Genomic DNA, 14,306 nt, shown 5'->3' with positions numbered 1-14,306 from the left:
CTTCCTTAAGGCAGCAAGCTCTTCACGTTGATCGGTTCGGCTTCGTTCTGCGCGGCGCCTTTTGGCTTACCGGCAATGGCCATACCTGCAACACGATAGAAGTTGTAATCAGGGTTTTTACCGGGACCGGAAATCAGCAGATCTTCTTTCTCGTACACCAGGTCCTGACGTTTGAACTCGGCCATTTCGAAATCCGGCGTGAGCTGGATCGCGGTGGTCGGGCACGCTTCCTCGCAGAGGCCGCAGAAAATGCAGCGCGAGAAGTTGATGCGGAAGAAGTCCGGGTACCAGCGACCGTCTTCGGTTTCAGCTTTCTGCAGCGAGATGCAACCCACCGGGCACGCCACGGCGCACAGGTTGCAGGCCACGCAGCGTTCTTCGCCGTCGGGGTCGCGGGTCAGGACGATGCGGCCACGGTAGCGGGGCGCCAGATAGACCGGCTCTTCCGGGTATTGCAGGGTGTCGCGTTTGCGAAAGCCATGGCCGAAGATCATGACCAGGCTTCGCAGTTGGGTACCGGTACCCTTAACGATGTCGCCAATATATTTGAACATGGGTCAAATCCTCACTGAACCGCGGCCGCAGGCGCGTTCATCAAAACGATCGCAGCGGTCACCAGCATGTTGATCAGGGTCAGCGGCAGGCAGAATTTCCAGCTGAAGTCCATCACCTGGTCGTAGCGTGGGCGCGGGATCGAGGCGCGCAGCAGGACGAACAGCATGATGAAGAACGCGGTCTTCAGGGCGAACCAGACGAAGGACAGTTGCGGCAGGATGCCGAACGGACCGTGCCAGCCACCGAAGAACAGCGTTACCAGCAGTGCCGAGATCAGGATGATGCCGATGTATTCACCGACGAAGAACATGCCCCACTTCATGCCGGCATATTCAATGTGGTAACCGTCGGCCAGTTCCTGCTCCGCTTCCGGCTGGTCGAAGGGGTGACGGTGAGTCACGGCCACGCCAGCGATGAAGAAGGTACAGAAACCGAAGAACTGCGGAATGATGAACCACAGGTTCTGGGCCTGGTACTCGACGATGTCGCGCATGTTGAACGAGCCGGCCTGGATCACGATGCCCATGAGCGCCAGGCCCATGAACACTTCGTAGGACACGGTCTGGGCCGAGGCCCGCAGGCTGCCCAGCAGGGCGAACTTGTTGTTGCTCGACCAGCCGGCGAACAGCACCGCGTACACCGACAGGCCGGCCATGGCGAAGAAGAACAGCAGGCCGATGTTCAGGTCCGCCACGCCCCAGGTCGGGGTGATCGGGATGATCGCGAAGGCGATCAGCAAGGCGCTCATGGCCACGATCGGCGCCAGGGTGAAGATCACCTTGTCGGCAAACGGTGGTGTCCAGTCTTCCTTGAAGAACATCTTGATCATGTCGGCGGCGATCTGGAACATGCCGAACGGGCCGACGCGGTTCGGACCGTAGCGGTCCTGCCACCAGCCCAGCAGGCGACGTTCGACGAAGCTCAGCAACGCGCCGCAAACCACCACGGCCAGCAGGATCACGATGGCCTTGAGGACCGTCAGGATCACAGCGATCACTTCAGGGGTGAACCAGCTCATTGCGCTGCCTCCTGCAGACCGTCGACAGTCTTGCCGAAAATCGCCGGTGGAATACCCGCCAGGCCAGCCGGCAGGGCCACCAGGCCGGCGCCCAGTTCTTCATTGATGCGCAGCGGCAGACGCAGGGTCTGGCCGGCCACGTTCAGGCTCAGCAGGGCGCCGTCGTTGACGCCCAGGCGATCGGCTTCCGACTTGGCCAGCGACACGTAGGCGGCGGGGATGCGTTCCTGCACCGGTGCGGCTTTGGAAGAGTTCTCTTCGCTGCCGAACAGGTGATGGAACGGCACGACCTGCCAGGTGCCCGGTGCCGGGTTGAAGGCACGCGGCACGCTGGCGAACCAGCCCAGGCCATCGCCCTGGCTTTCGATCAGGCGGGTGCCCGGGTCACCGGCACGCAGGTGACCACCGACTTCGTCCTGGAACTTGTTCCAGGCTTGCGGCGAGTTCCAGCCCGGCGACCAGGCGAACGGCACTTGCGAGCGCGGTTCGGCGGAGCCCGAGTAACCTTCCATGGAGAACGAGAACGCGGTGTCCTTGTCCTGGGAAGTCCGGGGTTCGTGGACACTGATGTTGGCGCGCATCGCGGTGCGACCGGAGTAGCGCAGCGGTTCGCGGGCCAGCTTCAGGCCCTTGATGCGGAACGCGGCCGATGGCGCGGCATCGACGATGCGAGCCAGTTGCGGGCTGCTCGACGCGACGGCGGCGGTGACGTGGTCCAGTTGCGTCCAGTCGATCGGCTGGTCCAGCAGGGTGGCGCGCAGGGCATGCAGCCAGCGCCAGCCTTCATGGACCAGGATGCTGGCGTCCAGGTAAGTCGGGTCGAACACCTGGAAGAAGCGCTGGGCGCGACCTTCCTGGCTGACCAGCGTACCGTCGCCTTCGGCGAAGCTCGCCGCCGGCAGCACCAGGTGGGCGCGGTCGGTGGTGGCGGTTTTCTGATGGTCGGCGACGATCACAACCTTGGCGGCGTTCAACGCGGCATCGACCTTGGCCTTGTCAGTGCGGGTGAACAGGTCGTTCTCCAGCACGACGATGGCGTCGGCGTTGCCGTCGATCACGGCTTGCAGGGCTGCATCGACGGATTCGCCACCGAGCATGGCCAGGCCGAGGCTGTTGGCTTCCGGCACGATCAGGCTGATGGAACCGTTCTTCTCGCGCAGCTTCAAGGCCTTGGCGATGTTGGCGGCGGCTTCGATCAGCGCCTTGGAACCCAGGGAGGTGCCGGCGATGATCAGTGGGCGCTTGGCTGCCAGCAGGGCGTCGGCGATGCGTTGGGCGAGGGCGGCCGCTTCGCTGTCCAGGCCGTCGACGGCCGGGGCGCTGGCGTCCAGGGCGTGGGCCACGGCGAAACCGATGCGCGCCAGGTCGTCCGGGGCGGCGTGAACGCATTCTTCGGCCACGTCGTCGAGCTTGGTTTCAGCGAGGCTGGCGATGAACAGCGGGTTCAGCGCGTCCTGGCCGATGTTCTTCACGGCGGCGTCGAGCCACGGCTGGACGCGCATGGCGTCGGCCATGGCCTCGGCCTTGCCCTTGACCGACTGGCGCAGGGCAAGGGCCATGCGGGCGGCGGTCTGGGTCAGGTCTTCGCCAAGGACGAACACCGCGTCGTGGTCTTCGATGTCGCGCATCGTCGGCACGGGCAGCGGGCTGTCCTTGAGCACTTGCAGCACCAGGCGGATGCGTTCCAGCTCGCCGGCTTCGATGCCGCTGTAGAAGTGCTCGGCGCCGACCAGCTCACGCAGGGCGTAGTTGCTTTCCAGGCTGGCGCGAGGCGAACCGATGCCGACAATGTTGCGACCGCGCAGCAGCTCGGCGGCCTTGTCCAGGGCTTCGTCCAGGCTCAGCGTGGCGCCGCCCGCCAGCAGCGGCTGGCGTGGGCGATCCTTGCGATTGACATAGCCGTAGCCGAAACGGCCACGGTCGCACAGGAAGTACTGGTTCACCGAACCGTTGTAGCGGTTTTCGATGCGACGCAGTTCGCCGTAGCGTTCGCCCGGGGAAATGTTGCAACCGCTGGAGCAGCCATGGCAGATGCTCGGCGAGAACTGCATGTCCCACTTGCGGTTGTAGCGCTCGGAGTGGGTCTTGTCGGTGAACACACCGGTCGGGCAGACCTCGGTGAGGTTGCCGGAGAATTCGCTTTCCAGGGTGCCGTCTTCAACGCGACCGAAGTACACGTTGTCGTGGGCGCCGAACACGCCCAGGTCGGTGCCGCCGGCGTAGTCCTTGTAGAAACGCACGCAACGGTAGCAGGCGATGCAGCGGTTCATCTCGTGGGAGATGAACGGGCCCAGTTGCTGGTTCTGGTGGGTACGCTTGGTGAAGCGATAACGGCGCTCGTTGTGACCGGTCATCACGGTCATGTCTTGCAGGTGGCAGTGGCCGCCTTCCTCACAGACCGGGCAGTCGTGAGGGTGGTTGGTCATCAGCCATTCGACGACGCTGGCGCGAAACACTTTCGCTTCTTCGTCGTCGATGGAGATCCAGCTGCCGTCGGTGGCAGGGGTCATGCAGGACATGACGATCCGACCACGCTTGTCGTTTTCGTCGGTGTACTGCTTGACCGCGCACTGGCGACAAGCGCCAACGCTGCCAAGGGCGGGGTGCCAGCAGAAATAAGGGATGTCGAGGCCCAGCGACAGACATGCCTGTAACAGGTTGTCTGCGCCATCGACTTCGAGCTCTTTGCCGTCTACGTGGATAGTGGCCATGGTTCAAAGTTCTTCGTTGGCCCGGTGTCAGCGGGCGTGGCTAATGGAATCTTGTCGTTCGTCCGAATCCAAACAGCCTGGTAAAAGGCGTCATCGGACGAAAGGCGCAGGGCACGGACCCTGCGCCTTCTTAAGCGTCGTTACGCGCCGACCATGGTCGGCGTGACCACCTGATTGAGGTCGCCCGCGCGGGTTGGCGCGATGCCGGCCTCGAATTCAGGGCGGAAGTATTTGATCGCGCTGCCCAACGGCTCCACGGCACCCGGTGCGTGAGCACAGAAGGTCTTGCCTGGGCCGAGGAAACCCACCAGACCCAGCAGGGTCTCGATGTCGCCTGGCTGGCCTTCTCCGTTCTCGATGGCCATCAGCAGCTTGACGCTCCAGGGCAGGCCGTCGCGGCAAGGGGTGCAGAAACCGCAGGATTCGCGCGCGAAGAACTGCTCCATGTTGCGCAGCAGCGAGACCATGTTGACGCTGTCGTCCACCGCCATGGCCAGGCCGGTGCCCATGCGGGTGCCGACCTTGGCGATGCCGCCGGCGTACATTTGCGCGTCCAGGTGTTCCGGCAACAGGAAGCCGGTACCGGCGCCGCCAGGCTGCCAGCACTTGAGCGTGTAGCCGTCGCGCATGCCGCCGGCGTAGTCCTCGAACAACTCGCGACCGGTGACGCCGAATGGCAATTCCCACAGGCCAGGGTTCTTGACCTTGCCGGAGAAGCCCATGAGCTTGGTGCCCATGTCTTCGCTGCCGTCGCGGGCCAGGGATTTGTACCAGTCCACGCCGTCGGCGATGATCGCCGGCACGTTGCACAGGGTCTCGACGTTGTTCACGCAGGTCGGCTTGCCCCACACGCCGACGGCGGCAGGGAAGGGCGGCTTGGAGCGTGGGTTGGCGCGGCGGCCTTCCAGGGAGTTGATCAGCGCGGTTTCTTCACCGCAGATGTAGCGCCCGGCACCGGTGTGGACGAACAACTCGAAGTCGAAGCCTGAGCCCAGGATGTTCTTGCCCAACAGGCCGGCGGCCTTGGCTTCTTCCACGGCACGGTTCAGGTGCTTGGCGGCGGTGGTGTACTCGCCGCGCAGGAAGATGTAGCCACGGTAGGTCTTCAGCGCACGGGCGCTGATCAGCATGCCTTCGATCAGCAGATGGGGCAGTTGCTCCATCAGCATGCGGTCCTTCCATGTGTTGGGTTCCATTTCATCCGCGTTGCACAGCAGGTAGCGGATGTTGATGGATTCGTCCTTGGGCATCAGGCCCCACTTCACCCCGGTGGGGAAGCCCGCGCCACCACGGCCCTTGAGGCCGGCGTCTTTCACGGTCTGGACGATGTCGTCGCCGGCCATGTCGGCAAACGCCTTGCGCGCGGCGGCGTAGCCGTTCTTGGCCTGGTATTCGTCCAGCCACACCGCTTCGCCGTCGTCACGCAGACGCCAGGTCAGGGGATGGGTTTCGGCCGAACGCTGGATGCGGTTGGCGGGCCCGAAGGAAGTCAGGGTCATACGTAGCCCTCCAGCAGTTTGGCGACGCCGTCAGGCTTGACGTCACCGAAGGTGTCGTCGTCGATCATCAACGCCGGTGCCTTGTCGCAGTTGCCCAGGCAGCACACCGGCAGCAGCGTGAAGCGGCCGTCGGCGGTGGTCTGGCCGAGGCCGATGCCCAGTTTGCTCTGGATCTCGCCGACCACCGATTCGTGGCCGCCGATGTAGCAGACCATGCTGTCGCAGACACGAATGATGTGACGGCCGACTGGCTGGCGGAAAATCTGGCTGTAGAAGGTGGCTACGCCCTCGACGTCACTGGCCGGGATGCCGAGGATCTCGCCGATGGCGTAGAGCGCGCCATCAGGCACCCAGCCACGTTCCTTCTGGACGATTTTCAGGGCTTCGATCGACGCCGCGCGCGGGTCTTCGTAGTGATGCAGCTCGTGCTCGATGGCCGAGCGCTCGGTTTCGCTCAGGGCGAAACGGTCAGTCTGGATAAGCGTGCTGTTCATGCTTAGCGGTCCACGTCGGCCATAACGAAATCGATACTACCCAGGTACGCGATCAAGTCCGCGACCATGCTGCCTTTGATCACCGAAGGGATCTGCTGCAGGTGCGGGTAGCTTGGGGTACGAATCCGGGTGCGGTAGCTCATGGTGCCGCCATCGCTCGTCAGGTAATAACTGTTGATGCCCTTGGTCGCTTCGATCATCTGGAAGGATTCGTTGGCCGGCATGACCGGGCCCCACGAAACCTGCAGGAAGTGCGTGATCAGGGTCTCGATGTGCTGCAGCGTGCGCTCCTTGGGCGGCGGCGTGGTCAGCGGGTGATCCGCCTTGTACGGGCCTTCCGGCATGTTGCGCAGGCACTGGTCGATGATCTTGATGCTCTGGCGCATTTCCTCGACGCGGACCATGCAGCGGTCGTAGGCGTCACCGTTGGCCGCCAGCGGAACTTCGAACTCGAAGTTCTCGTAGCCGGAATACGGACGCGCCTTGCGCAGGTCGAAGTCGCAACCGGTGGAACGCAGGCCAGCACCGGTGACGCCCCATTCCAGGGCCTCCTTGGTGTTGTAGGCGGCGACGCCGATGGTACGACCCTTGAGGATGCTGTTCTGCAGGGCTGCCTTGGTGTATTCGTCCAGGCGCTTGGGCATCCACTCGACGAAGTCCTTGACCAGTTTCTCCCAGCCGCGGGGCAGGTCGTGGGCCACGCCACCGATGCGGTACCAGGCCGGGTGCAGGCGGAAACCGGTGATGGCTTCGATCACCGTGTACGCGCGCTGGCGGTCGGTGAAGGTGAAGAACACCGGGGTCATCGCGCCGACGTCCTGGATATAGGTGCCCAGGAACAGCAGGTGGCTGGTGATGCGGAAGAACTCGGCCATCATGATGCGGATGACATCGACCTTCTCCGGGACCTTAATCCCGGCGAGTTTCTCCACCGACAGCACGTACGGCAGGTTGTTCATCACGCCGCCGAGGTAGTCGATACGGTCGGTGTACGGGATGAAGCTGTGCCAGGACTGGCGCTCGGCCATTTTCTCGGCGCCACGGTGGTGGTAGCCGATGTCAGGCACGCAGTCGACGATCTCTTCGCCGTCCAGCTGCAGGATGATGCGGAAGGCACCGTGGGCCGAAGGGTGGTTCGGGCCCAGGTTGAGGAACATGTAGTCCTCGTTGGCGCCCGAACGCTTCATGCCCCAGTCTTCAGGCTTGAAGCGCGCGGCTTCTTCCTCGAGCTGTTGCTTGGCCAGGGACAGGCTGAACGGGTCGAACTCGGTGGCACGGGCCGGGAAGTCCTTGCGCAGCGGGTGACCTTCCCAGGTCGGCGGCATCATGATGCGGGTCAGGTGCGGGTGACCGGGGAAATCGATCCCGTACATGTCCCACACTTCACGCTCGTACCAGTTGGCGTTCGGCCAGATGCCGGTCACGGTCGGCACGCTGAGGTCGCCCTCGGACAAGGCGACCTTGATCATTACGTCACTATTACGCTCGATCGACATCAAGTGATAGAACACGGTGAAGTCGACGCCGTCGGGCAGCCCTTGACGCTTGGTGCGCAGGCGTTCGTCCACGCCGTGCAGGTCATAGAGCATGACGTACGGCTTGGGCAGGTTGCGCAGGAAGGTCAGGACTTCGACGAGCTTGGCACGAGCAACCCAAAGCACCGGCATGCCGGTGCGGGTCGGCTGGGCGGTGAACGCCTCGGGGCCAAAACGGTTGTTCAGTTCGACGACCACATCCTGGTCGTCTGCCTTGTAAGGCGGGATGTACAGAGCACTGCCTGTAGTCATGGTTATTTATCGCTTTCGGTCAACGTAAAGAATGAAGCCAGGATCTCGTTTCTTGTACAGAGCAGAGCTGGATCAGACTTCGTCGGGGCTGCGCAGGTTGGTGACTGCGATACGCTGTTCGCGGCGCTGTTCCTTTTGCGACGGCATCTCGGCGCGATAGACGCCTTGATCGCCAACGACCCAGGACAGTGGGCGACGCTCCTGGCCAATCGACTCCTGCAACAGCATCAAGCCTTGCAGGAACGCTTCAGGGCGAGGTGGGCAGCCAGGCACGTAGACGTCCACGGGCAGGAATTTGTCCACGCCTTGAACGACGGAATAGATGTCGTACATGCCACCGGAGTTGGCGCACGAACCCATGGAGATGACCCACTTGGGTTCGAGCATTTGCTCGTAGAGACGCTGGATGATCGGCGCCATCTTGATGAAGCAGGTACCGGCGATAACCATGAAATCCGCCTGGCGCGGCGATGCCCGGATCACCTCGGCGCCAAAGCGCGCGATGTCGTGGGGCGCCGTGAAGGCGGTGGTCATTTCCACGTAGCAGCACGAAAGGCCGAAGTTGTACGGCCATAGGGAGTTCTTGCGACCCCAGTTGACCGTGCTGTTCAGCACGTCTTCGAGCTTGCCCATGAAGATGTTCTTGTGGACTTGATCTTCTAACGGATCGGCGACGGTTTCCCGCTTGCCAATCGGATACTGCTCGTTAGGAGCATCGGGGTCGATCCTGGTGAGATTGTATTGCATTGCCAAAGCCTCATTGTTTCAGCTTCGCTTGCCGCTTGCGCCGAGCTTCCGGAGCCCAATCAAGTGCCCCCACCCGGTAAAGGTAGACAAGACCTGCCAACAGAATTGCTATGAAAACGAGAGCTTCGACGAATCCGGTCCAGCCGCTTTCGCGGACGGACACAGACCATGCAAAGAGAAAGAGGGCTTCGATATCGAAGATCACGAACAGCATCGCGACCAGATAGAATTTGGCTGAGAGCCGCAAGCGGGCGCCACCGGTAGGTAGCATGCCGGACTCGAACGGTTCATTTTTGCTGCGGCCCCAGGCTTTTGACCCAAGCAGGCTCGACACGCCGAGCATGAAAGCACACAGGCCAACAACGCCCAGAAGGAAAATGGCAAAGCCCCAGTTGTGGGCCATGAGTCCTGTCGCTTCGGACATGCTGGAAATCCTTAACAGAGAGCAAAGGTCTCTGAGCTTGAATGAAATAACGCAGTGACGATATGTCGCAGCAATCAATCGCGGTGATTTTATGGCTAAACACCGGGCAAGTAAAATTCCTATAGCGAAATTATTTATTGGAATAAGGACATAGCGCGCTTCCATGACCCCGCAGCCCCGGCGGGGCGGGCATTGACCCGTTATTCAACAATTATATTTCGTGCAGGTTGTAACAAGGAAAGCCTCAGCTAAATGATAATTATTATTGTTTGGCGTGGCTTTTGATCAATGCTGCGCCGCAGTGGCTGAGAACTTTTCTTACATGCTCGTTAACTGCAGTTGTCAGCGCCGGCCGTTTTACTCTTTTTCAGACTGCCTGATACTGCGTTCGATCAATTTTTTTGTCTTTCCTGTAGGAACGCTTCCTTAAGGCTTGTCTGAATCTTGTGGCGAGGGAGCTTGCTCCCGCTTGAGCGCGAAGCGCTCACAAAAAGGCTGCTGCGCAGCCAGCGGGAGCAAGCTCCCTCGCCACGGAATCATTTCATGCGACTACATTGCTGCCAAAGCATAGGCAAAAAAAAGCCCCGAACCAGTCGGGGCGTCAGATCGTCGGCTTTGCGGTTAGCTTTTATTCGGTCCGCAAGGGCCGTTTAGCTCATGGATCAGTGGAACTGTTCTTCTTCGGTGGAGCCGGTCAGTGCGGTCACCGACGAAGTGCCGCCCTGGATCACGGTGGTCATGTCGTCGAAGTAGCCGGTGCCCACTTCCTGCTGGTGAGCCACGAAGGTGTAGCCCTTGGCGGCGTCAGCGAACTCCTGCTCTTGCAGCTTCACGTAGGCGGTCATGTCGTTGCGGGCGTAGTCGTGCGCCAGGTTGAACATGCTGTGCCACATGTTGTGAATGCCGGCCAGGGTGATGAACTGGTGCTTGTAGCCCATGGCGGACAGTTCGCGCTGGAACTTGGCGATGGTCGCGTCGTCCAGGTTTTTCTTCCAGTTGAAGGAAGGCGAGCAGTTGTACGACAGCAGTTGGTCCGGGTATTCCTTCTTGATCGCTTCGGCAAAGCGACGAGCCTCGTCCAGGTCCGGCTTGGCGGTTTCGCACCAGATCAGGTCGGCGTACGGCGCGTAGGCCAGGCCGCGGGCGATGGCTTGGTCGAGACCGGCGCGCACTTTGTAGAAGCCTTCCTGGGTACGGGTGCCGGTGACGAACGGCTGGTCGTACGGGTCGCAGTCCGAGGTCAGCAGGTCGGCGGCGTTGGCGTCGGTACGGGCCAGGATGATGGTCGGTACACCGGCAACGTCGGCGGCCAGGCGGGCAGCGGTCAGCTTCTGCACGGCTTCCTGGGTCGGCACCAGGACCTTGCCGCCCATGTGGCCGCATTTCTTCACCGAAGCCAGTTGGTCTTCGAAGTGAACGCCAGCGGCGCCTGCCTCAATCATGCTCTTCATCAGCTCGTAGGCGTTCAGGACACCGCCGAAACCGGCTTCGGCGTCAGCCACGATCGGTGCGAAGTAGTCGATGTAGCCTTCGTCGCCGGGGTTCTTGCCGGCTTTCCACTGGATCTGGTCGGCGCGACGGAACGAGTTGTTGATGCGCTTGACCACGGTTGGAACCGAGTCCACCGGGTACAGCGACTGGTCGGGGTACATCGACTCGGCGGAGTTGTTGTCCGCGGCCACTTGCCAGCCCGACAGGTAGATCGCCTGGATGCCGGCCTTGACTTGCTGTACAGCCTGGCCGCCGGTCAGGGCGCCCATGCAGTTGACGAAATCTTTCTCGGGACGGAAGGCTGGCTTGGCGCCCTGGGTGACCAGGTTCCAGAGCTTCTCGGCGCCCATCTTCGCAAAGGTGTGCTCAGGTTGAACCGAGCCACGCAGACGGACGACGTCAGCAGCGGAATAATTGCGCTTCACGCCTTTCCAGCGCGGGTTTTCAGCCCAGTCTTTTTCAAGGGCTGCAATTTGCTGTTCGCGTGTCAGTGCCATGGAGATAAACCTCGTCGCATAGGTCTTGGTGGAAAATTCCGGCTCCTGCCGACCAGGGGGCTGGCGTACAAGTCGGTTCAGGCGGGGTGGCGACGGGATGAACGATGGGCTCAAGGGGAAAGTGAGCAGGTAGGGGCGAACTGCGGGCGCATTCGGGCGTCGTGGGCCTTTCATACGAACTCAGAGTGATGCCGGGTTACCTAGTTACGCTTCCGTCCCTCGGGACAACTTCGTTCCAGTCGCAACCTCGTCAAACACACCTTGTGGGCGGTACAGACACGAATCGGCTCGCAGGGTAGTTGCAAGCGTCGACCCGAAGGCCCTTGCCAGGGCCCCTGATTAGCGGGAGCGAGGCCATCATGCCTTCGGTTTTTTGCCTCGTCAAACGTTTTGTAGTGCTTTTTTTATGGCACTACATCTTTGGTCTAATACGACTCATCAGTCAGTTTTTGGTGCTTCAGTTCAGGGTATCGACCTTGACCCGCAAAATCATGTCGTCGCGTCCCTGGGTCGAGTAGCTGCGGGTCAGGCCCTGTTTATCGGCCTGAGTCTGGCGATTCACCCCGGCCAGGGTGATCCATTCGCCCAGGCGTCCGCTGACCGTTGTGTCGGTACTCTGAACGTTCACTACATCGGGACGTTCCTGGCTCATGCGGTCACGGTTGGTACTGATGCTCAGGTGAACGGTTTCGCCGGTGACGCTGGCGGTGACATAGAAACCCTGGGTGACGTTACGGTATTCGGTCTGGCTTTGCAGGCGACCATAGTTGTCGGTCTGGCTGCTGGTGAACGGTACGCTCTGGCCGACCTGAATCAGCGCCGGCTGGCCTTCGCTGGCCTGCACCTGCTGCACGCCGCCGTCACGGCTGGCGGTGCTGCGGTTGATGATGCGGGTCTGGCTGGGCGCGGCGCCGTTGATGGAATAACCCTGGTCGCCCTGCAGGTTGTTTTCGTTGGTATCGACGGTGATCAGCAGGCGCTTGGGCGCGGTGTCCAGTTGGGCGAGGAATTGCCGGAGTTCTTCGATCTTGCCGGGCTCGGCATTGACGATCAGTTGGTTGCCGTAGGCACTGACCTGGCCGTCCTTGCCGATGAAATTCTGTGCCACCGGCAACAGGTCGGCGCTGGTGCGGTAGTTCAGTGGCACGATTTGCGTGTCGGCCATGGCTGACAGGCTGCCACCCAGCAGCAGGAGGGTCAGCAGGGTACGTAGAAGCATGTCCATTTCTCCGTGAGACAAAGGCCTGATATTGCCAGTTTGTCGGCCTCGGGTGGGGCAAGTTGAATGGTAGACGGCAAAACGCCCCGGCATCGGTGGATGGCGGGGCGTTTTGGGCGTTGCATGATGCTTTTGTGGCGAGGGAGCTTGCTCCCGCTGGGTCGCGCAGCGACCCCAAAAAAAGAGGGCCGCTGCGCAGCCCAGCGGGAGCAAGCTCCCTCGCCACAGGGTAGTGTGTTGCTGCTTCTGGCAGTGTCAGGCCGAGCGCCGCACCATGTCCACATGAGGAATGCCGGCCTCCAGGAACTCCTCGCTGACCACCGCAAACCCCAGCCGCTCATAGAACGGCGTGGCGTGCACCTGGGCGCTGAGCATCTGTTGCTGGAGCCCACGCTTCTCGGCTTCGGCGATCACGGCGTGCATCAGCGCATCGCCCACCTTCAGGCCTCGCCAGTCCTTGAGGACCGAGACCCGGCCGATATGGCCATCGGTCAGCAGGCGCGCGGTGCCGATGGGGAAGTCGCCTTCGAAGGCTAGGAAATGTACGGCGTCCTGATCATCCGAATCCCATTCCAGTTCGGGTGGTACGGATTGTTCGGCAATGAACACGGTCTCACGAATGCGCCGGATCTCGGCGTTATCCTTTTGCCAGTCTGCGACACGAACGTGAATTTTATTCATCGGCAAACCCCAGGCTGCCTTGCTTGACCAGCTCGCAGACCAGGCCGCGACCGTCTTCGTCGGCCAACCATGGGCCGAGGTTTTCGATGTGCAGGGCGTCGGCGGCGCAGATCATTTTCAGCAATTCACGCAGCTTGCCCGGCAGGTAGCGGCTCTGGCCGCTGGCGAACAGCAGCAGGTCATCGTCGACTTCCGACCAGGCCAGGCGTGCGCTCGGGTTGCGGATGATCACGGCGCCTTGTTCCAGGCTGGCCAGCAGGTCGTCTTCTTCCAGTTCCGGGCCCACCACCAGCTCCGGGTAGCGTGGCTCGGTCATGAACTGGCCGAACCAGGTCAGCAGCAGGCGCTCGTCGCTCATGTGCTCGGCCAGCAGGCCCTTGAGGCGATCGAGGGCGTCGTGCTGGATCTGGTGCGGGTCGGCCACCGGACGCGCGTCGGCGTCGGTGTAGCGCTCTTCGTCCGGCAGGAACTGGCTCAAGAAGTCGGTGAAGTGGGTCAGCACTTCAGCGGCGCTCGGCGCACGGAAACCCACCGAGTAGGTCATGCAGTCGTCCACGGCCACGCCGCAGTGGGCCAGGCGCGGCGGCAGGTAGAGCATGTCGCCGGGTTCCAGGACCCACTCGTCAGTGGCTTCGAAGTCGGCGAGGATGCGCAGGTCGGCGTGTTGCAGCAGTGGGCTTTCGGAGTCGCACATCTGGCCGATTTTCCAGTTGCGCTGGCCATGGCCTTGCAGCAGGAACACGTCATAGTTATCGAAATGCGGACCCACGCTGCCACCCGGGGCGGCAAAGCTGATCATCACGTCGTCGATGCGCCAGCTCGGCAGGAAGCGGAAGTTCTCCAGCAGTTCGCTGACTTCCGGTACGAACTGATCCACCGCCTGCACCAGCAGGGTCCACTCGCGCTCCGGCAGCTTGCTGAATTCGTCTTCGGCGAACGGGCCGCGACGCAACTCCCAGGGGCGCTCGCCGTGCTCGATCACCAGGCGCGATTCGACTTCTTCTTCCAGGGCCAGGCCGGCCAATTCGTCGGCATCGATCGGGCTTTGGAAGTCAGGAATCGCCTGACGGATCAGCAGGGGTTTTTTCTGCCAGTAGTCGCGCAGGAACTCCCGTGCCGTGATGCCGCCCAGGAGTTGCAGAGGAATATCAGGATTCATGTGTAACCTATTGAAAAAATATAC

At 61.8% G+C, this 14,306-nt stretch carries 12 protein-coding genes; all 12 read right to left on the bottom strand.

Annotated elements, in window-relative coordinates; genetic code table 11:
- Positions 1 to 5: 5 nt before the first annotated feature.
- Positions 6 to 554 carry an NADH-quinone oxidoreductase subunit NuoI gene (gene nuoI / locus HU715_RS13085; protein ID WP_003180051.1) on the bottom strand — a complete coding sequence of 183 codons (549 nt, stop codon included), beginning with the start codon at positions 552 to 554 and terminating at the stop codon, positions 6 to 8.
- A gap of 11 nt (positions 555 to 565) precedes the next feature.
- The gene (gene nuoH, locus HU715_RS13080) at positions 566 to 1,573 is read right to left on the bottom strand and encodes an NADH-quinone oxidoreductase subunit NuoH (RefSeq protein WP_053123213.1); all 1,008 of its coding nucleotides are present in this window, start codon (positions 1,571 to 1,573) and stop codon (positions 566 to 568) included.
- On the bottom strand, positions 1,570 to 4,284 hold the full coding sequence (nuoG, locus tag HU715_RS13075; protein ID WP_186709764.1) for an NADH-quinone oxidoreductase subunit NuoG: 2,715 nt from the start codon (positions 4,282 to 4,284) through the stop codon (positions 1,570 to 1,572). The genes nuoH and nuoG overlap by 4 nt, the downstream gene beginning before the upstream one ends.
- Before the next feature lie 140 nt (positions 4,285 to 4,424).
- Entirely contained in the window at positions 4,425 to 5,783 is a 1,359-nt protein-coding gene (gene nuoF / locus HU715_RS13070; protein ID WP_053123209.1) for an NADH-quinone oxidoreductase subunit NuoF, read from the bottom strand.
- Positions 5,780 to 6,277: an NADH-quinone oxidoreductase subunit NuoE gene (nuoE, locus tag HU715_RS13065; protein WP_186709765.1), complete on the bottom strand. Its 498-nt coding sequence runs from the start codon at positions 6,275 to 6,277 to the stop codon at positions 5,780 to 5,782. The genes nuoF and nuoE overlap by 4 nt, the downstream gene beginning before the upstream one ends.
- A gap of 2 nt (positions 6,278 to 6,279) precedes the next feature.
- A complete protein-coding gene (gene nuoC, locus HU715_RS13060; RefSeq protein ID WP_186709766.1) occupies positions 6,280 to 8,064 on the bottom strand; it encodes an NADH-quinone oxidoreductase subunit C/D in 1,785 nt (594 codons plus the stop codon).
- Positions 8,065 to 8,136: 72 nt separating this feature from the next.
- Positions 8,137 to 8,811, bottom strand: coding sequence for a NuoB/complex I 20 kDa subunit family protein (locus HU715_RS13055; RefSeq protein ID WP_030141322.1), 675 nt, complete (start codon positions 8,809 to 8,811; stop codon positions 8,137 to 8,139).
- Between the two features lie 10 nt (positions 8,812 to 8,821).
- Positions 8,822 to 9,235 (bottom strand): NADH-quinone oxidoreductase subunit A, encoded by a 414-nt coding sequence (locus HU715_RS13050; protein WP_003203367.1) that lies wholly within the window; start codon positions 9,233 to 9,235, stop codon positions 8,822 to 8,824.
- 662 nt (positions 9,236 to 9,897) lie between these two features.
- Positions 9,898 to 11,223 (bottom strand): isocitrate lyase, encoded by a 1,326-nt coding sequence (gene aceA / locus HU715_RS13045; protein WP_014337679.1) that lies wholly within the window; start codon positions 11,221 to 11,223, stop codon positions 9,898 to 9,900.
- A 457-nt stretch (positions 11,224 to 11,680) separates the two neighbouring features.
- Positions 11,681 to 12,442 (bottom strand): secretin N-terminal domain-containing protein, encoded by a 762-nt coding sequence (locus tag HU715_RS13040; protein ID WP_186709767.1) that lies wholly within the window; start codon positions 12,440 to 12,442, stop codon positions 11,681 to 11,683.
- A 255-nt stretch (positions 12,443 to 12,697) separates the two neighbouring features.
- A complete protein-coding gene (locus HU715_RS13035; RefSeq protein WP_186709768.1) occupies positions 12,698 to 13,123 on the bottom strand; it encodes a GNAT family N-acetyltransferase in 426 nt (141 codons plus the stop codon).
- On the bottom strand, positions 13,116 to 14,282 hold the full coding sequence (locus HU715_RS13030) for a ribosomal protein uL16 3-hydroxylase (protein ID WP_122568505.1): 1,167 nt from the start codon (positions 14,280 to 14,282) through the stop codon (positions 13,116 to 13,118). The genes HU715_RS13035 and HU715_RS13030 overlap by 8 nt, the downstream gene beginning before the upstream one ends.
- Positions 14,283 to 14,306: the final 24 nt, after the last annotated feature.

This window comes from Pseudomonas zanjanensis (assembly GCF_014268745.2).
GTDB classification, from domain to species: Bacteria; Pseudomonadota; Gammaproteobacteria; order Pseudomonadales; family Pseudomonadaceae; genus Aquipseudomonas; species Aquipseudomonas zanjanensis.
The sequence above is the reverse complement of the archived record's forward strand: the minus strand, read 5'-3'. Positions and strand labels throughout refer to the sequence as shown.

Bases quoted from the DNA above. Each gene is read 5' to 3' on its own strand.
- nuoI (WP_003180051.1), bottom strand. From the start codon at position 554: ATGTTCAAATATATTGGCGACATCGTTAAGGGTACCGGTACCCAACTG.
- nuoH (WP_053123213.1), bottom strand. From the start codon at position 1,573: ATGAGCTGGTTCACCCCTGAAGTGATCGCTGTGATCCTGACGGTCCTC.
- nuoG (WP_186709764.1), bottom strand. From the start codon at position 4,284: ATGGCCACTATCCACGTAGACGGCAAAGAGCTCGAAGTCGATGGCGCA.
- nuoF (WP_053123209.1), bottom strand. From the start codon at position 5,783: ATGACCCTGACTTCCTTCGGGCCCGCCAACCGCATCCAGCGTTCGGCC.
- nuoE (WP_186709765.1), bottom strand. From the start codon at position 6,277: ATGAACAGCACGCTTATCCAGACTGACCGTTTCGCCCTGAGCGAAACC.
- nuoC (WP_186709766.1), bottom strand. From the start codon at position 8,064: ATGACTACAGGCAGTGCTCTGTACATCCCGCCTTACAAGGCAGACGAC.
- HU715_RS13055 (WP_030141322.1), bottom strand. From the start codon at position 8,811: ATGCAATACAATCTCACCAGGATCGACCCCGATGCTCCTAACGAGCAG.
- HU715_RS13050 (WP_003203367.1), bottom strand. From the start codon at position 9,235: ATGTCCGAAGCGACAGGACTCATGGCCCACAACTGGGGCTTTGCCATT.
- aceA (WP_014337679.1), bottom strand. From the start codon at position 11,223: ATGGCACTGACACGCGAACAGCAAATTGCAGCCCTTGAAAAAGACTGG.
- HU715_RS13040 (WP_186709767.1), bottom strand. From the start codon at position 12,442: ATGCTTCTACGTACCCTGCTGACCCTCCTGCTGCTGGGTGGCAGCCTG.
- HU715_RS13035 (WP_186709768.1), bottom strand. From the start codon at position 13,123: ATGAATAAAATTCACGTTCGTGTCGCAGACTGGCAAAAGGATAACGCC.
- HU715_RS13030 (WP_122568505.1), bottom strand. From the start codon at position 14,282: ATGAATCCTGATATTCCTCTGCAACTCCTGGGCGGCATCACGGCACGG.